General features: G+C 64.9%; 21 protein-coding genes. 13 read left to right on the top strand and 8 right to left on the bottom strand.

What is annotated here, in order from left to right; translation table 11 throughout:
• Positions 1-14 precede the first annotated feature (14 nt).
• Positions 15-1,214 (top strand): GNAT family N-acetyltransferase, encoded by a 1,200-nt coding sequence (locus tag IC762_RS06240; RefSeq protein WP_195787757.1) that lies wholly within the window; start codon positions 15-17, stop codon positions 1,212-1,214.
• Between the two features lie 100 nt (positions 1,215-1,314).
• Here IC762_RS06240 and wrbA read toward each other — a convergent pair whose 3' ends face one another.
• From wrbA to IC762_RS06255, 3 genes are all read right to left on the bottom strand, one after another.
• A complete protein-coding gene (gene wrbA, locus IC762_RS06245; protein WP_195787758.1) occupies positions 1,315-1,914 on the bottom strand; it encodes an NAD(P)H:quinone oxidoreductase in 600 nt (199 codons plus the stop codon).
• Between the two features lie 147 nt (positions 1,915-2,061).
• Entirely contained in the window at positions 2,062-2,760 is a 699-nt protein-coding gene (locus IC762_RS06250) for a pirin family protein (protein WP_195787759.1), read from the bottom strand.
• A 73-nt stretch (positions 2,761-2,833) separates the two neighbouring features.
• Positions 2,834-3,586 (bottom strand): SDR family oxidoreductase, encoded by a 753-nt coding sequence (locus IC762_RS06255; RefSeq protein ID WP_195787761.1) that lies wholly within the window; start codon positions 3,584-3,586, stop codon positions 2,834-2,836.
• Positions 3,587-3,702: 116 nt separating this feature from the next.
• Between IC762_RS06255 and IC762_RS06260 the strand changes: the two genes are divergently transcribed.
• The 3 genes from IC762_RS06260 (at position 3,703) to IC762_RS06270 (ending at position 6,156) form a co-directional block, all read left to right on the top strand.
• Complete coding sequence (locus IC762_RS06260; RefSeq protein WP_195787763.1) at positions 3,703-4,611, top strand: LysR family transcriptional regulator; 909 nt, start codon at positions 3,703-3,705, stop codon at positions 4,609-4,611.
• A gap of 60 nt (positions 4,612-4,671) precedes the next feature.
• A complete protein-coding gene (locus IC762_RS06265) occupies positions 4,672-5,661 on the top strand; it encodes a Bug family tripartite tricarboxylate transporter substrate binding protein (RefSeq protein ID WP_195787765.1) in 990 nt (329 codons plus the stop codon).
• Between the two features lie 123 nt (positions 5,662-5,784).
• Positions 5,785-6,156, top strand: a complete 372-nt coding sequence (locus tag IC762_RS06270) for a hypothetical protein (protein WP_195787767.1) — start codon at positions 5,785-5,787, stop codon at positions 6,154-6,156.
• Here the strand turns inward: IC762_RS06270 and IC762_RS06275 are convergent.
• From IC762_RS06275 to IC762_RS06285, 3 genes are all read right to left on the bottom strand, one after another.
• A complete protein-coding gene (locus tag IC762_RS06275) occupies positions 6,153-6,626 on the bottom strand; it encodes a YbaK/EbsC family protein (RefSeq protein ID WP_195787769.1) in 474 nt (157 codons plus the stop codon). The two genes, IC762_RS06270 and IC762_RS06275, sit on opposite strands and share 4 nt — an antisense overlap.
• A gap of 22 nt (positions 6,627-6,648) precedes the next feature.
• On the bottom strand, positions 6,649-7,392 hold the full coding sequence (locus tag IC762_RS06280; protein ID WP_195787771.1) for a haloacid dehalogenase type II: 744 nt from the start codon (positions 7,390-7,392) through the stop codon (positions 6,649-6,651).
• Positions 7,393-7,457: 65 nt separating this feature from the next.
• Entirely contained in the window at positions 7,458-8,342 is an 885-nt protein-coding gene (locus IC762_RS06285; protein ID WP_195787773.1) for an amidohydrolase family protein, read from the bottom strand.
• A gap of 190 nt (positions 8,343-8,532) precedes the next feature.
• Between IC762_RS06285 and IC762_RS06290 the strand changes: the two genes are divergently transcribed.
• From IC762_RS06290 to IC762_RS06310, 5 genes are all read left to right on the top strand, one after another.
• On the top strand, positions 8,533-8,919 hold the full coding sequence (locus tag IC762_RS06290) for a hypothetical protein (RefSeq protein ID WP_195787775.1): 387 nt from the start codon (positions 8,533-8,535) through the stop codon (positions 8,917-8,919).
• Positions 8,920-9,042: 123 nt separating this feature from the next.
• On the top strand, positions 9,043-9,429 hold the full coding sequence (locus IC762_RS06295; RefSeq protein ID WP_195787777.1) for a hypothetical protein: 387 nt from the start codon (positions 9,043-9,045) through the stop codon (positions 9,427-9,429).
• Between the two features lie 314 nt (positions 9,430-9,743).
• Positions 9,744-9,869, top strand: a complete 126-nt coding sequence (gene ykgO / locus IC762_RS06300) for a type B 50S ribosomal protein L36 (protein WP_002718645.1) — start codon at positions 9,744-9,746, stop codon at positions 9,867-9,869.
• A 105-nt stretch (positions 9,870-9,974) separates the two neighbouring features.
• The gene (locus IC762_RS06305) at positions 9,975-10,622 is read left to right on the top strand and encodes a tetratricopeptide repeat protein (RefSeq protein ID WP_195787779.1); all 648 of its coding nucleotides are present in this window, start codon (positions 9,975-9,977) and stop codon (positions 10,620-10,622) included.
• Between the two features lie 102 nt (positions 10,623-10,724).
• Positions 10,725-10,991: a hypothetical protein gene (locus IC762_RS06310; protein ID WP_195787781.1), complete on the top strand. Its 267-nt coding sequence runs from the start codon at positions 10,725-10,727 to the stop codon at positions 10,989-10,991.
• Between the two features lie 15 nt (positions 10,992-11,006).
• Here the strand turns inward: IC762_RS06310 and IC762_RS06315 are convergent, their stop codons facing one another.
• Positions 11,007-11,183, bottom strand: coding sequence for a hypothetical protein (locus IC762_RS06315; protein ID WP_195787783.1), 177 nt, complete (start codon positions 11,181-11,183; stop codon positions 11,007-11,009).
• 346 nt (positions 11,184-11,529) lie between these two features.
• On the opposite strand from IC762_RS06315, the gene IC762_RS06320 reads away from it, so the two are divergent.
• The 3 genes from IC762_RS06320 (at position 11,530) to poxB (ending at position 14,856) form a co-directional block, all read left to right on the top strand.
• Entirely contained in the window at positions 11,530-11,970 is a 441-nt protein-coding gene (locus tag IC762_RS06320; protein ID WP_195787785.1) for a PEGA domain-containing protein, read from the top strand.
• 88 nt (positions 11,971-12,058) lie between these two features.
• Positions 12,059-13,018, top strand: a complete 960-nt coding sequence (locus IC762_RS06325) for an alpha/beta fold hydrolase (RefSeq protein WP_195787787.1) — start codon at positions 12,059-12,061, stop codon at positions 13,016-13,018.
• A 101-nt stretch (positions 13,019-13,119) separates the two neighbouring features.
• The gene (poxB, locus tag IC762_RS06330; protein ID WP_195787789.1) at positions 13,120-14,856 is read left to right on the top strand and encodes a ubiquinone-dependent pyruvate dehydrogenase; all 1,737 of its coding nucleotides are present in this window, start codon (positions 13,120-13,122) and stop codon (positions 14,854-14,856) included.
• Between the two features lie 79 nt (positions 14,857-14,935).
• On the opposite strand, the gene cycA is transcribed toward poxB, so the two are convergent.
• Positions 14,936-15,331, bottom strand: a complete 396-nt coding sequence (gene cycA, locus IC762_RS06335) for a cytochrome c-550 CycA (protein ID WP_195787791.1) — start codon at positions 15,329-15,331, stop codon at positions 14,936-14,938.
• Positions 15,332-15,568: 237 nt separating this feature from the next.
• Here cycA and IC762_RS06340 point away from each other — a divergent pair, with 237 nt between their 5' ends.
• Positions 15,569-17,062, top strand: coding sequence for an FAD-linked oxidase C-terminal domain-containing protein (locus IC762_RS06340; RefSeq protein ID WP_195787793.1), 1,494 nt, complete (start codon positions 15,569-15,571; stop codon positions 17,060-17,062).
• The last annotated feature ends 46 nt before the right edge of the window (positions 17,063-17,108 follow it).

The raw sequence follows: 17,108 nt of genomic DNA on the forward strand, positions 1-17,108 counted from the left end.
GATCGGGCGGTGGCATGACCGTGCTGACCACATCGGCGGGAGAGCTCGCGTTGCGCGCGACGCCGCGCGTGGCCGGCTTCAAGGTCGAACTGCTGTCGGACTGGACGCAGGCGGCGGTGCGCTGGGGCAGCTTCGATCCGGCGACCGCGTTCCAGCATCCGCAATGGATTGCGTCCTGGTATCGTGCCTTCGCGGCCACGGCCGGTGTCGATCCCCTCATCGCCGTCATCACCGACGCCGTGAGCGGCGAGCGTGCCGCGCTGCTGCCCCTGATCCGGCGCCGGCAGGGGTACGTCCGCATTGTCGAATTCGCCGATCTCGAACTGACGGATTACAACGCGCCGCTGCTTGGGCCAGCCGCGCCGCGCGATGCGGCCGCGGCGCAGCGGCTGTGGCGCGCGTTGCGTTCGGCGCTGCGGAGCGAGGGGGATTTCATTCGCCTGCGCAAGATGCCGGCCGTACTCGACGGCAGGCCGAACCCGCTGGCGTTGCTCGACGGCGTGGCGGCCTGCCCGGTCAACGGCAACCCGGTGTTCACCGGCGATGATTACGACGCCTGGCGCTACACGCTGGAAAAGACCGTGCGCAAGGAGCTGGAGCGGAGCTGGCGGGTCTTTGCGCGCGATCCGTCGGCCGCCTTCAGGATTGCCGCGAATGCCGACGAAGCGCTGAAGATCCTCGCGGCCACCGAGCGGCAGCAGGGCTCGCGGATGCAGGGCCTCGGCGTCGACTTCTTCCTCAATGACGAGAATAGCGCCGCGTTCTATCACGACCTGGTGCGTGAAGGCGTCGGCAGCGGCTACGTGCTGGTGACGGCGCTGACGGCTGGCCCGGAGATCGTCGCGACGCTGCTCGGCATCCGCACCGGCCCGCGCTATGTGATGATCCGGATCAGCAATGCCGGCGACAAATGGTCGAACTGCTCGCCGGGCCGGCTGATTATCGAGCGCACCATGGCCGCCTTGCACAGGGACGGGGTCCGCGAGTTCGACTTCTCGGTCGGCAACTACGCCTACAAGCGCCGCTTCGGACCGACGAAAATGCCGCTGGTCGATCTCGGCGCATCGCTCGGCTGGCGCGGCCTGCCGCATGCGCTGCGCGACCGCGCCGTGCTGGCGTTGCGCCGTTACCCGAACCTGACCGCGCGGTTGAAGCAAGCGCTTGGGAAGTCGAAGCCGTTCGCGCGACGAGGGTTGAACGGCCCCGATCCGTAGATCCGTAGGGTGGGCAAAGCGAAGCGTGCCCACCATCACCAGCGTGCTCCCGAAAGTGGGCACGTCGCTTCGCGCCTTTGCCCACCCTACGGCTATTGCGTCAGCCGTGCAGCTTCTTTGCCGTCTCCGCGATGGCGCGGCCCTGGTAGCGAGCGCCGGCGAGTTCGTTCTCGCTCGGCTGGCGGCTGCCGTCGCCGCCGGTGATGGTGGTGGCGCCGTAGGGCGCGCCGCCGGTGACCTCGTCGAGTTTCATCTGACCGGCGAAGCCGTAGTTGAGGCCGACCACCGTCATGCCGAAATGCAGCAGGTTGGTGATGATCGAGAACAGCGTCGTCTCCTGGCCGCCATGCTGGGTCGCGCTCGAGGTGAAGGCGCCGCCGACCTTGCCGTTCAGCGCGCCCTTGGCCCAGAGGCCGCCGGCCTGGTCGAGGAAATTCGCCATCTGCGAGGCCATGCGGCCAAAGCGGGTGCCGGTGCCGACAATGATCGCGTCGTAATTGGCGAGGTCGTTGATCTCGGCGATCGGCGCGGCCTGGTCGACCTTGTAGTACGACGCTTTCGCGACCTCGGCCGGCACCAGTTCGGGCACGCGCTTGATATCGACGGTGGCGCCGGCTTCGCGCGCGCCTTCCGCGACGGCATTCGCCATCGCCTCGATGTGACCGTAGGCGGAATAATAGAGGACGAGAACCTTGGCCATGATGGCCTCCTGTTGGGTTTGCAGAGGGTGGAAGTTGGAGGGAGGTGTCATTGCCGGGCTTGACCCGCAATCCATCGACCTTGAAAGACGCTTCCGAAGCGAGATGGATGGCCGGGTCGAGCCCGGCCATGACGAGTTGGAAGTTGATTACGCGGCGTCGACCAGCACGATCTCGGCATCCTCGAGCGCGGTGATCTTGAGCCGGGCTTCATCGCGGATCGCGGCACCGTCGCGCGTATTGACGCGGACGCCGTTGACCTCGACGCTGCCGGCCGCCGGCACCAGATAGAGGTGACGGGCCTGGTCAGGGGCGTATTCCGCGCTCTCGCCGGCCTTCAGCGTGGTGGCGAGCACCCGCGCCTTGGCGCGGATCGGCAGCGCGTCCGCGTCGGCCTCGAAGCCCGAGGCGATGGTCACGAGCTTGCCGGAACGGTTGGCCTTCGGGAACGGTTTTGAACCCCAGGTCGGATGGCCGCCCTTCGTCGTCGGCTCGATCCAGATCTGGAAAATCTTGGTCTTCGACGGCTCCAGATTGTACTCGGAGTGGCGGATGCCGCTGCCCGCGCTCATCACCTGGACGTCGCCGGCCTCGGTGCGTCCCTTGTTGCCGAGCGAATCCTGATGCGTGATCGCACCTTCGCGGACATAGGTGATGATCTCCATGTTGGCATGGGGATGCGCGGGAAAGCCGGTGTTGGGCGCGATCTCGTCATCGTTCCACACCCGCAGCGTGCCATGGCTGACATTGTCCGGGTCGTAGTAGCTCGCGAACGAGAAATGGTGCTTGGCGTTGAGCCAACCGTGGTCGGCGCCGCCGAGCTTTGCGAATGGTCTGAGTTCGATCATGTGAATTCCCCTTGAGTTTGCTGTCGGGGAGGGCCAGGCGATTGCCGCCCGGCGTCTCCGTAAAATGTTGCGATCAGGCGCCGAAGCCGCCGTCGACGTTGAGCACGGTGCCGGTCACGAACGAGGCTTCCGGGCTCGCCAGGAACAGCACGCCGGCTGCGACTTCCTCCGGACGGCCGAAGCGCTGCAGCGCATGCTGCAAACGTTGTGTCTCGGCGAACGCACCGCCGTCCTTCGGGTTCATGTCGGTGTCGATCGATCCGGGCTGCACCACGTTGACGGTGATGCCGCGCGGTCCGAGGTCGCGCGCCGCGCCCTTGGTGTAGCCGACCACGGCCGCCTTGGTGGCGACGTAGTCGGCAAGGCCGGGGAACGAGGCGCGGTCGGCCAGCATCGAGCCGACGGTGACAATGCGGCCGCCTTCGCCCATCAGCTTCGAGGCGGCGCGGATCGCGGTGATCACGCCATCGATGTTCACCGCCTCCAGACGCGCGAGCGCAGCGACATCGGCCTTCGGATCGTCGACCGCACCACCCGTCGCGACACCGGCGTTGTTGACGAGGATGTCGAGCCGGCCAAAATCCTTGGCGACGGTCTTGACGAGCTGGTCGACATCGGACGATGACGCCTGGTCGGCCTTGTAGGCGCGGGCGTCGACGCCGTTGGCCTTCAGTTCGGAAACGACGGCATCGGCCTTCTCGGGAGAGGCGACGTAGCTGATCGCGACGCTGGCGCCTTCGGCGGCGAGGGCGCGGGCCGATGCCGCGCCGATGCCACGCGAACCGCCGGTGACGAGGGCAACCTTGCCTGAGAGCTTCTTGGTCATGGGATTTCTCCATGGGTTGAGTTTCATTGGCTCTTGGATATGCCTCCCGCTGTGGTATAGAAATAGAAACTATCGAAACTCATTGTTTCCAATTTCGAGCAAGCGGGATCCTGCCCATGTCGAAACTGCCGGACTTCGAGGCGCTCGCGATCTTCGCAAAAGTCGTGGAGTTACGGTCGTTTGCGGCGGCCGCCAGCGAACTGTCGCTGTCCAAGGCCACGGTCTCCAAGGCGGTGAGCCGGCTGGAGGAGCGGCTCGGGGCGCGGTTGTTCAACCGCACCTCGCGCCGGCTGGCGCTGACCGATGCCGGCCAGAAATTGTCGGAGCGCGCCGCAAGGCTGCTCGCCGATGGCGAGGCCGCCGAGAACGAGACGCTGGCGCAATCGACCACGCCGCGCGGGCTGGTGCGGCTCGCAGTGCCGATGAGTTTTGGCATCAAGACGGTGGCGCCGCTGCTGCCGGAATTTCTGGAGGCCTATCCCGAGGTCTCGATCGACCTGCATCTGAGCGACGCCACCGTGGACCTGATCGGCGAGGGCTTTGATGCCGGCCTGCGCATTGCGCGGCTGCCGGATTCCTCGCTGATCGCGCGGCGGCTGTGCGGCATGCCGCGCTACACGGTGGCTGCGCCGTCCTATCTGAAGCGCCATGGCCGACCGACCCATCCGATGCATCTCGCCGAGCACAAATGCTTCGGCTACGCCTATCTCTCCACCCAGGGCGTCTGGCACTACACCAACGCGTCGGGCGAGCAGGCCAATGTGCGTCCCGCCGGCCAGCTCCGGGTCAACAATGGCGAGGCCGTGATGCCCGCGCTCATCGCCGGCCTCGGCATCGCCGACCTGCCGGACTTCATCGTCGGCGAGGCGATCGCGCGTGGCGAGGTCGAGGTGATCCTGAAGGACTGGAAGCAGCCCGAGGCCGCCGTGCATCTCGTCACCCCGCCCGGCGGCCCGCGCCCCGCCCGCGTCGAAGTGCTGGCGGAGTTCTTGGCGAAGCACTTTGCCAAGGGAAAGAAACGGTGACGACGGTGGCCGTCACGGCTACCCTGCGGGACAACGACAAAAGCCGCTGGGGAGCAACTGATGAACCGCCGCGACCTTCTGCGCGTCGCCGCCGCATGGCCGCTCGCGCACACCGCGCTTGCAAATCCGGCCTTCGCGCAAAGCGCCTATCCCACCCGCAACATCACGATGATCGTGCCGTTCCCGGCCGGCGGCCAGGCCGATCTTGCGGCGCGGCCGGTGGCGGCGGCGCTGGAGCGCGTGCTTGGCAAGCCCGTGATCGTCGACAACCGCGCCGGCGGGGCGGGCGGCTCGATCGGCAATGCGCAGGCGGCGCGCGCCGAGCCTGACGGCTACACGCTGCTGATGACGCTGTCCTCGCTCGCGGTGCTGCCGGAGGCCGACCGGCTGTTCGATCGCTCCGTCGCCTACGAGGTGTCGCAGTTCGCGCCGGTCGCGCGCGTGCTCGCCGATCCGACATTGCTTGCGGTGCCGGCCTCGGCGCCATGGATGTCGCTGCAGGATTTCGTCGACGATGCGAAGAGGCGTCCGGGGCAAATCCCCTACGGCTCGTCCGGCCCGTATGGCACGCTGCATGTCGCGATGGAGATGTTCGCCGCGAGCGCGGGCATCAAATTGCTGCACGTGCCGTTCCGCGGCGCGGGGCCGGCGCTCACCGCGCTGCTGTCGGGCACGGTGCAGGCGCTGGCGTCGGCGCCGGGCACGCTGAAGCAGCAGGTCGAAGACGGCAAGATGCGCGTGCTCGCCAACTGGGGCGCCGAACGCATCGCGAGCTTCCCCGATCTGCCGACCTTCAAGGAGCTCGGTTACAAGGATGTCGAGTTCTACATCTGGGCCGGCTTGTTCGCGCAGTCCGCGTTGCCGGCGCCGATCATGACGCGGCTGCGCGCGGCGATGGCAGATGCCGTGAAGGCGCCCGAGGTGATCAAGACCTTCGAGACCGCGGGCAGCCCGGTCGCCTATCTGGACGCGCCGGAGTTTTCGAAGTTCGTCGCTGAGGACAGCGCGCGGCTGATCGCGGCGGTGAAGAAGATCGGCAAGGTCGAGTAGGGAACTCGTCTTCACATTTAGTTGTGCTCGCGAACGATCCTCGGCCGCATTCATTTGCCATTTTGCAGCAAATGATCGCGCGGGAACTGCCGCGCGTGTAAAGGAATCGAAGAGGGCACGGGCATGCAGATGCAGCGGATTGTCCTGAGCGTGGCAATTGCGATCGGCGGCGTGGCCGCGGCGATGCCGGCATCGTCGCAAGAGTATCGCGGAACCTGGGAACAGCAGATGGCCTGCACACCCGATGTGATGCGGCTGTGCAGCGACCAGATCCCGGACACCAACCGCATCGTCGCCTGCCTGCGGCAGAATACGGCGCTGCTTGGCCATGCCTGCCGGGCGGTGTTCGAGTCGAATGCCAGCGCGCAACAACCGCAGATGCAGGGACGCGCGCCGCAGCCGCCGATGCAACAGCGGCCGCGCGCAAACCAGCCAATTCAGCCGGCCCCGGTCGCGCCACCGCGTCCGTCGGTGGACGATGACGACGATAATTAATCCGCGGACCTGATCTCGCAGACATCGACCCATTCGGCCGCGGTCAATTCCGCCATCCGATCCGGCGTGATGCGCACGGCGCTGTGGGTCGAGCCTGCGGCCGGCACCACGACATCGAACGCCTTCAGCGACACGTCGCAATAGATCGGCAGCGGCGATTTCAGGCCGAATGGGCAGACGCCGCCGACCTCATGGCCGGTGATCTCGGCGACCTCGTCGAGGCCGAGCATCTTCGGCTTGCCTCCGAATTGCGCCTTCACCTTCTTGTTGTCCATCCGCGCGGTACCGCTGGCGACGATCAGCACGACGCGGTCGCCGACCCGCAGGCTCAGCGTCTTGGCGATCCGCGCCGGCTCGACGCCGTAAGCCTCGGCCGCCAGCACGACGGTCGCGGAGCTCGTTGTGGATTCGATCACGGAAATATCGGGCGCCTTCTCGGCGAAGAAGGCGCGGACGGACTCAAGACTCATATCGTTCAGGACCCCTTGGGATTCAGGATCTGGTGGACACCAAAGCGGGAAGCTCGGAGAGGCCGTGGATGCGGTGATCGGGCACGACGCCGAGCTCGTCCATCTGGGTACGCAACGCCCAAAACATCGTCAATGGGGCGACCGTCTCGCTCTCGACGCAGGCCAGCGCCATCGCCTCCGGCGTCACCCGCTCGATCCAGGCGACGTTGAGGCCGAACGCCTTGGCGCCGCAGGCATCCCACGGATTGGAGGAGATGAACAGCACGTCGGCGGGTGGCACTTTCAGCTCCTCTTCGATCAGCGTGTAGGCCTCGGGCGCCGGCTTGAACACCTTGTGGGCATCGACGCTGATGGTCGCATCGAGCAGCTGGTCGAGCCCGGAATTGCGCACCAGCGCGTTGAGCATGTCCGGGCTGCCGTTGGAGAGGATCGCGAGCTTCTTGTCCTTCATCGCCTCGAGTGCTGCGACCGCATCCGGATAGAGGTCGAGGTGCTGATATTTGTCGATGATGCGCGCGAACGTCACCTCATCATATTGCAGGCCGAGGCTGCGCAGCGTGTAGGCGAGCGAGTCCCGGGTCGCGATGGAAAAATCCTGATAGCGCCGCATCAGCGTGCGCAGCCAGGAATATTCCAGCTGCTTGAGCCGCCAGATCTGGGTGATGATGTCGCCATAGCCCGGGAAGGCGTCCTCGGTGACGTCAGCCACCGACTGGACGTCGTAGAGCGTGCCATAGGCGTCGAAGACAATTGCTTTGATGGTCACTGTCGTTCCCTCTCGTCCCGACCGCCGCGCGATCGAGACGCCGAGGGCGCAGGGCGGGGACCGCCCTATATACCCAAAATCCTGCGGGCGTTGGCCTTCAACACTTTGGGACGGATCTCCTCGCGGATCTCAAGCTTGGCGAAATCTGCGAGCCAGCGGTCCGGCGTGATCACCGGCCAGTCGGAACCGAACAGCATCTTGTCCTGCAAAATCGAGTTGATGTAGCGCACCAGGATCGGTGGGAAGTATTTCGGCGACCAGCCGGAGAGGTCGATATAGACGTTCGGCTTGTGGGTCGCGACCGACAGCGCCTCTTCCTGCCAGGGGAAGGAGGGGTGCGCGAGGATGATCTTGAGGTCGGGGAAATCAGCCGCGACGTCGTCCATGTACATCGGGTTGGAATATTTCAGTCGCATTCCCATGCCGCCCGGCATGCCCGAGCCGACGCCGGTCTGGCCGGTGTGGAACAGCGCGATCGCGCCGCCGTCGTTGATGGCCTCATAGAGCGGATAGGCCATGCGGTCGTTGGCATAGAAGCCCTGCATGGTCGGGTGGAATTTGAAGCCGCGGACGCCGTACTCCTCGATCAGCTTCTTCGCCTCCCGCACGCCGAGCTTGCCCTTGTGCGGGTCGATCGACACGAACGGGATCAGGACGTCGAGATGGTCGGAGGCAACCTCCAGCATTTCGAGATTGTTGTAGCGGCGGAAGCCGGTCTCGCGCTCGGCGTCGACCGGGAAGATCACCGCGGCGATGTTCTTGGCGCGGTAATAGGCTGCGGTCTCCGGCACGGTCGGCGGATGCTTGTGCGGCGACTTGAAATAGTCGGCCATCTGCGCCTGGAAGTCGTCATAGCCGTCATCGCCATGCATGCCGCAGGGCTCCTCGGCATGGGTGTGGATGTCGATCGCTGTGACCTTCTCGATATCGGGCAGTTTGAGCTTGGGCATGCGGTTTCCCCGGCGGCAACTTACTGGTTTCGCATAATGATTATACTATATAATGATTTGCGCAAGTGCCGCACGCGGCGAGGCCGGCCGGCATCGTTTCCTGTGAACCGGTTCATACGCACGCCATAGTTCGCGAGCGATAGTGCAACCTGAAATTGATCGTAACGCTGCATTTTTGAGAGGTTGCACCATGGCCAATTCCCAGCCCAATTTCTACGAGCTTTCCGGCGACGGCATTCAGATCACGTATTCGACGACGAGCATCACGGGACAACCGGTCCTCAGCTATCACGACGCCGCCCAGGCCAAGACCTTCACCGGTGACGCGATCAAGGTCGAAGAGACGGCGATCGGGACGTCGGTGACGGTGTCTCTGACGCTGATCCTCGACGGGCCGTCGACATCGTTCACGCTGCTGCTGCCGCATGTGCGCCTGGCCGGGCCCGAGGTGGCCAACATCGCAACCGACGGCATCACGACCCTGCACAAGTCCTCGATCGCGGGTCCGGCGCTTGGGCAGATCGAGCTCTACACCTTTCACGCCCTGACCGGCACGGCGCGGTTCGTCGTGTTCTAGCGTTTCCGAGCAAAGCCGCTCGGCCTCGCATCCTGTGAGGCAGTTCATAGCGGTGGGCTCAAGATCGCAATAGAATGCAACCTGTAATTGTTGGAAATTCCTTCAGCCAGAAAGGTTTGCAACATGGCTACCCAGCCCAATCACTACGACCTGTCAGGTCACGGCATCCATGTGACCTATTCGACGACGAGCTTCAGCGGCAAGCCGCTGTTCACCTACCATGATGCTTTCCAGACCAAGAACTTCATGGGCGACGAGATCAAGACCGAGAGCTCCACGATCGGCACGCTGGTCAGCGTGTTCATCATGCATACGATCGACGGGCCGCAGACCTCGTTCACGGTGTTGATCCCAAACGTACGGATGACCGATGCGACCCAGGTCATCCATATCTCGACCCAGGGCGTCACGACGCTGCACAAATTCGGCGTCCCTCCGCCGCCCCCAGGTCAGACCGAGCTCTACACCATGCATTCGCTGCAGGGGACGGCGCGGGTCGTCGTATCCTAGAGGCTTCCGCCGTGGCGTGACGCCGGGAACCCTCGTCCCCGGCGCATGGCGGGCTTCGGCGGCCGCGGTGGTTGAGCTGGTCAGCCACCCGGCCGCCTATTTTCCAAGCGATTTCAACGGTACAACCGACCGCTTGAGCGGCGTCAGGGCCGAAAATCAGCCCGTTTCGGTTGACATTTGCCGGTTCGATGGCTTAGAAACCGCCCCGTCCCGGGCGGCAGGGCCGCTATCGGGGTAATCCCATTTTGCCATTTCTTCGGCATTGATCAGGTACGGCCTCCAACACGGGCCTTTCGAAGCAACAGGATTGTCCCATGAAGGTCCGTAACTCGCTGAAGTCGCTGCGCGGCCGCCATCGCAACAACCGTCTGGTCCGCCGCAAGGGCCGGGTCTACGTCATCAACAAGGTCCAGCGCCGCTTCAAGGCGCGCCAGGGTTGATTTCGGACGGGATCGGCCATGTCCGGTCCCGCAAGCGCCGTCCTTTCACAGGTCTTTGACGCCGCGCTGCTTTGCAGCGCGGTTTTGTGCGTCTAGACTTCGGTCATGAGATCAAGACCGCTCGGGCGTTCCACCCCTTGGCTCGCGATACTGTTCGCCGCGGCTCTCGCCACGCCCGTCGCGGCGATCGCGCAGGGCGATGCGCCGGCGCCCAAAGCGCAGAAGAAGCTGCCCGAAGCGCCGAGCAAGCTGCCAAAAGTTCCGGCCGACCGCACCCGTGGGCTGGATTTCCTGTTCGGCGCGCTGAAGGCCGCGCCCGATGAAGCCAGCGCACGCCATGTCGAGGCGCGGATCTGGGCGCTCTGGCTGCAGTCTCCGAGCGACACCGCAGCCCTGCTGATGGTCCGCGCCAAGGCGGCGATCGACGCCCAGAACATGGACGTCGCGATGAAGTTGCTGGATTCGGTGATCAAGCTCAGGCCTGACTACACCGAGGCCTGGAACCGGCGCGCGACGCTTTATTACCTGAAGAACGACTACGTCCGGTCGCTGGAGGATTTGCAGCAAGTCCTGATCCGCGAGCCCCGCCATTTCGGTGCGCTCGCCGGCATCGGCATGATCATGCAGGACATGGGCGACGAGAAGCGGGCACTGGACGCCTTCCGCAAGGCGTTGGCCGTCGACCCCTATCTGGAAAAGGTGCCGGAGATGGTCAAGCAGCTCTCCGAAAAGGTCGAAGGCCGCGATATCTGATCGCGCGCGGTTAACCACGATCGCGTGTCCGGCTGAGATCAACGGGAACGTGACTCGCGGGCGGGCTTACCCCCCATAGATTCCGGGGTGAGGAGCAAAGCCATGAAATCATTGCTGCTGGCCGGCGCGATGCTGCTCGCGACCGCAACCACAGGCGTGGCCGACGGCCTTTATTGGGTGGTCGGAAATCGTGCCACGGGCCGCTGTCCGATCGTCAGGACCAATCCGGTCATTGACGGTGACACCTGGTTCGGCGACGGGCCCTACAAATCGATGGCTGATGCGAAACTCGCCCGCTCGACGATCGGCGTATGCCCGAAGGACGATCCCTCAGACGCTGAAGTCGAGAATAGCGGCGATGCGCAGTAAGATGCGCGTCGATCGCTAGTGCAGGAACTTGCCGCGGATTGCGCTGTCCTGGGCTACGGCAGCGTAGAATTGCTGCAGCTCTGCTTCCAGGTGCTCGTTGACGAGCAACAACGCCTTCAAGGCTCCGCGCAGGTCGCCATTGCAGCTTTCGACGATCTGATCGATGGCCGCATCGCTAGGGTCGGAAATCATGTTACTCCTCCGATTGTTCCCGTTGAACTCGTCGTGATGGAATTCGGTTCCTGTGAATAGCGTGGACGAGCCAGGGACCGTTCCGGTTTCGATGAAGCATCGCGCCTCATGGCGAAATTGGCACCGGCAATCTATGAAATTGCTAATGACGCTGGTATGAACCCGCTATCCACAGGCTGGGCGCAATGTGGACAAGTCGGACAGGCCCGGCGCTGGACGCGCCTGCCGGCGGCTGAATGGGGAAGCTAAGCCGCTGAAACTCCGTATGATCGCGGATTAGGCTAAAGATCGATTGCCCTCTCCCAGAAGTTGCGGCAAAGCCTGCTGCGGCTGGGGGACTTACTTTATGAATCGCGTTTTTGCTGCGGCGTTTTGCGTCGCATTGGGCGGCTGCGCCTCGGTGACACGGGGCACCACGGAAACCATCTCCATCGCGTCGACACCATCAGGAGCGACGGCGGATATTGCCGGGCTGGAAATCCCGACCGCCTGTGTCACGCCCTGCGCCATCCAGGCCAAACGCAACGCCGACATCGTCGTCACCGTCAGCAAGGAAGGCTACGACCCGCAGATCATCCCCCTGACCAAGGATATTAGCGGATCCGGCGGTGCCGGCTTCGCCGGAAATCTCCTGCTCGGGGGCGTGGTCGGCATGGGGGTCGATGCGGCGACCGGCGCAGCGCTCGATCACAAGCCCAATCCGGTGATCGTCACGTTGCAACCGAGCGCGCCTCCGCCGCCCCCGCGGCCGCGGCCGCCAAAGCGGCGCGAGAAGCCGGTCTCGTAGGCCGCGGACTTGCCGTAGCGTCGCCGCGCCAATAGCATCGGGCGATCGTCCTCATTGCTCGGTGCCCTGGATCGTCCGGATCGTCTTGATGCTCATTGCGATCGTCTTGCTCGCGGCAGCCGGGCTGGCTCTGGCGACGCAAGTCGGCGTGGCCCTGATCGAGCGCGCCTTTCCGGCTCGGGGCCGCATGATCGATGTTGCCGGCGCGCGGCTGCACGTGGTCGAGCTCGGTCCGCCCGACGCGGCAGGACCGCCGGTCGTGATCCTGCATGGCGCAAGCTCCAACCTGCGCGCGATGCGCCCGCTCGGCGAGATGATCGCCAAGACCCGGCGCGTGATCCTGGTCGACCGGCCCGGCCATGGCTGGAGCACGCGCGAGCGCGTCGCGGATTCGACGCCGGCGATCCAGGGCCGCATGATCGTGGAGGCGCTCGGCAGGCTCGGCGTCAATGAGGCGATCGTGCTGGCGCATTCCTGGGCCGGCGCGCTCGCGCTTCGAATGGCACTGGATTATCCCGATTGCGTTGCCGGCCTCGTGCTGCTTGCGCCCGTCGCCTATCCCTGGCGCGGCGGCGTCGGGCGATACAACAATCTGATCTCAACGCCCGTGATCGGGCCACTGCTCGCCTACACGATCACGTTGCCGTTCGGCTGGCTCGTCGCCGATGCGGGCGCGCGCGGCGCGTTTGCGCCGCAAGAGATGCCCACCGATTTCGTCCGCGACAGCGCGACGCTGCTGCTGTTGCGCCCGCGCGAGTTCATCGCCAATGCGCGCGACCTCGTGACCTTGAAGGCTGCCGTCGTGGCGCAGGCGCCACGCTATGCCGAGATCAAGGTGCCGGTCAGCATCATCGCCGGCGATGACGCCGACAAGACCGTCTTCTCCGATATCCACGCGCGCCCGCTCGCGGCAACGTTGCCGGACGCCAGACTGACCGTGCTGCCCGGCGTCGGCCACATCGTGCAGTACGCGGCCCCCGATCTCGTCAAGTCCGAGGTCGACACGATGGTCGCCCGGTTGGCGCGCAAGACCGCCACGGTGGAATAGACCGCCCCCCGCGAATCTGTGATCCGGCGAGGCTTGCGCGGTTCCATGATGCCGAACATCATGGCTTGCGCGGTTTCGGCTCTCATCGAAGGACAGGCATCATGCGGATCGACAATGTCGCAGACCTCATCGCAGAAACCCTTGCCCAAGCCGGCGTGAAGCGCATCTACGGCATCGTCGGCGACAGCCTCAACGGGCTGACCGAGGCGCTGCGCAAGCGCGGCACGATCGGCTGGCTCCATGTCCGGCACGAGGAGGTCGCAGCCTTCGCCGCATCCGCCGAAGCCCAGATCACCGGCGAGCTCGCGGTCTGTGCCGGCTCGTGCGGCCCGGGCAATCTCCATCTCATCAACGGCCTGTTCGACGCGCATCGTAGCCGCACCCCGGTGCTGGCGCTGGCGGCGCAGATCCCGTCCGCCGAGATCGGCGGCGGCTATTTCCAGGAGACCCATCCGCAGGACCTGTTCCGCGAATGCAGCCATTATTGCGAACTAGTGTCCGATGCCTCGCAATTGCCCTACATGCTGGAGAACGCGATCCGGGCCGCGGTCGGCAAGCGTGGCGTCGCGGTGCTGGTGCTGCCGGGTGACGTCGCGTTCAAGCCCGCGCCGAAGCGCAGCGTCTCGCCCAATCCCGGCCTGCTGCCGCCGGCGCCCGTGGTGCGCCCGGCCGACGCCGAATTGACGGCGCTCGCCAATCTGCTCAATGGCGCCAAGCGCGTGACGCTGTTCTGCGGCCGCGGCTGCGCCGGCGCGCATGACAATCTGATGAAGCTTGCGGAGGCGCTGAAGAGCCCGATCGTGCACGCGCTCGGCGGCAAGGAATATGTCGAATACGACAATCCCTACGACGTCGGCATGACCGGCTTCATCGGCTTCTCCTCCGGCTATGCTGCGATGCATGCCTGCGACGTGCTGCTGATGCTGGGTACTGACTTTCCCTACAAGCAGTTTTTCCCGACCGATGTCAGCGTCGCACAGGTCGATATCCGCCCCGAGCAGCTCGGCCGCCGCTGCAAGCTCGATCTCGGCATCGTCGGCGACGTCAACGAAACCATCGCCGCGCTGCTGCCCAAGCTGACCGCGAAGACGGACCGCAAGCATCTCGATGCCGCAATGGCCCACTACAAGGACGTCCGCGCCGGCCTCGACGATCTCGCTCGTGGCAAGCCAGGCCAGAAGCCGATCCATCCGCAATATCTGGCCCGTCTGCTCAGCGAGCACGCCACTGAAGATGCCGTGTTCACCGCCGACGTCGGCACGCCGACGATCTGGTCGGCGCGCTATCTCAAGATGAACGGCAAGCGCCGCCTGATCGGCTCGCTGGTGCACGGCTCGATGGCCAATGCGATGGCGCAGGCGATCGGCGTGCAGGCGACGCAGCCGAAGCGCCAGGTGGTGTCGATGTCCGGCGACGGCGGCTTTGCCATGCTGATGGGAGACCTGATCACGCTGACGCAGGCCAAGCTGCCGGTGAAGGTCGTGATCTTCAACAACAGCGTGCTCGGCTTCGTTGCGCTGGAGATGAAGGCGGCCGGCTTCATCGAGACCGGCGTCGACCTGAAGAATCCCGATTTCGCGGCGATGGCCCGCGCGATGGGCATTCACGGCATCCGGGTGGAGGACCCCGGCGAGCTCGAGGCCGCGGTCCGCGACGTGTTGGCGCATGACGGCCCGGCCGTGCTCGATGTCGTGACCGCGACCCAGGAATTGTCGATGCCGCCGACCATCACGCTGGAGCAGGTCAAGGGCTTCAGCCTGTGGGTGCTGCGCGCCGTGATGAGCGGTCGCGGCGACGAGGTCGTCGATCTCGCCAAGACCAATCTGCTGCCGCGCTGATCAAGCGAAAACGTCCGCCCTGGCATCTCCCGGGGCGGACGTTGGACGTTGAGGCGGACGTCGGGATCGATGCCGTCGATTACTGCTTTTGCTTGCCGTCCTTGTCGAACGACGAAATGTAGGCCCAGATGTTGTTGGCCTCGGTCTCGTTCTTGATGCCGGCGAACGCCATCTTGGTGCCGGGGATCTTGCCCTTCGGGTCCTTGATGTATTCGAGGAACTGCTCCTTGTTCCAGGTGATCCCGGAATTCTTGTTGGCATCCGAATAATTGTAGTCGGGTGCGGAGCCGGAATGGCGGCCGTCGAGGCCGTTGAGCTCGGGCCCGACCTTGTTCTTGGCGCCTTCGCCGATGGCATGGCAGGCCAGGCATTTGTTGAACGAGGTCTTGCCGGCGGCAGCATCCTGCGCCAGCGCGGAGGATGCGGAAGCCAGCGATGTGACGACCGCCAGCGCGCTCAAGGTCTTCAGGTTCATGGGGTTCTCTTCGTTTCGTCCCGGGGGCTAGTAGAATCGTTTGTGGCATGTCCGACTTGCACAGGACAAGCCACGAAACCTTGACAGGTTTCATGGCAGGTCGCTTGCCCGAGAGCGAACTCGCCATCGCGGGCGAGCGCAATCCGACCTTCGGCCGGCTGGCGCAAAACAGATGCGGACCCGATTGATTTGTCGTAACAAATCGGCGAGGGGGCAGGGACCTCCGAGGAAACAGCGATGTCCATCATGATGCCGGCGGCCGACCAGGCCGTGCTCGCGCGCCGCGCCGAGATCGTCGCCGCCCTGCGCGCCATCGTCCCGGGCGAAGGCGTGATCGACAGTGCCGCCGAGATGCTGGCCTATGAATCCGATGGCCTGACCGCCTACCGGCAGCCGCCGATGGTCGTGGTGTTGCCCGATACCACCGAGCAGGTCTCACGGGTCCTGAAATATTGCCAGGCGCAGGGCATCAAGGTGGTGCCGCGCGGCTCCGGCACCTCGCTGTCCGGCGGCGCGCTGCCGCTCGCCGATGGCGTGCTGCTGGGTCTCGGCAAATTCAAGCGCATCCGCGAGATCGATTTCGACAACCGCGTCGTCGTCACCGAGCCCGGCGTCACCAATCTGGCGATCAGCCAGGCGGTGGCCCATGCCGGCTTCTATTACGCGCCCGACCCGTCGTCGCAGATCGCCTGCTCGATCGGCGGCAATGTCGCGGAAAATTCCGGCGGCGTGCACTGCCTGAAATACGGAATGACCACCAACAACGTGCTCGGCTGCGAGATCGTGCTGATGAACGGCGAGATCCTGCGCGTCGGCGGCAAGTCGGCGGAGAATTGCGGCTACGACCTGATGGGCATCATCACCGGCTCGGAAGGGCTGCTCGGCGTCATCACCGAGATCACGGTCCGCATCCTGCAGAAGCCGGAGACGGCGCGCGCGCTGATGGTCGGCTTTGCGCAAGTCGAAGCCGCCGGCGAATGCGTTGCCGCCATCATCGGCGCCGGCATCATCCCGGGCGGCATGGAGATGATGGACAAGCCCGCGATTCACGCCGCCGAGGCCTTCGTCCATGCCGGCTATCCGCTCGATGTCGAGGCGCTGCTGATCATCGAGCTCGACGGCCCCTCGGTCGAGGTCGATGAATTGATCAAGCGGGTCGAGGCGATCGCGCAAGGCTGCGGCTCGACCTCCTGCCAGATCTCAACCTCGGAGGCCGAGCGCAACCTGTTCTGGGCCGGCCGCAAGGCGGCCTTCCCCGCGGTCGGGCGGATCTCGCCGGACTATCTCTGCATGGACGGCACGATCCCGCGCGGCGCGCTGCCAAAGGCGCTGGCGCGGATCCGCGAGTTGTCGGAAAAATACGGCCTCGGCGTCGCCAACGTGTTCCACGCCGGCGACGGCAATCTGCATCCGCTGATCCTCTATGACGCCAACAAGCCCGGCGAGATCGAGAAGGCCGAAGCGTTCGGCGCCGATATCCTGCGCTGCTGTGTCGAGCTCGGCGGCGTGCTCACCGGCGAGCACGGCGTCGGCATCGAGAAGCGCGATCTGATGGGCGAGATGTTCACCGAGATCGACCTCAACCAGCAGCAGCGCCTGAAATGCGCCTTCGACGCGAAGGGCCTGCTCAATCCCGGCAAGGTGTTTCCGACCCTGCACCGCTGCGCCGAGCTCGGCCGCGTGCACGTGCATGCCGGCAGGCTGGCGTTTCCGGAGATCCCGCGGTTCTAGAGCATTTCGGTTCTGATTGAATCAGAACCGAAGCTCTAGCTTTTTG

The organism is Bradyrhizobium genosp. L (assembly GCF_015624485.1).
Classification (GTDB): domain Bacteria; phylum Pseudomonadota; class Alphaproteobacteria; order Rhizobiales; family Xanthobacteraceae; genus Bradyrhizobium.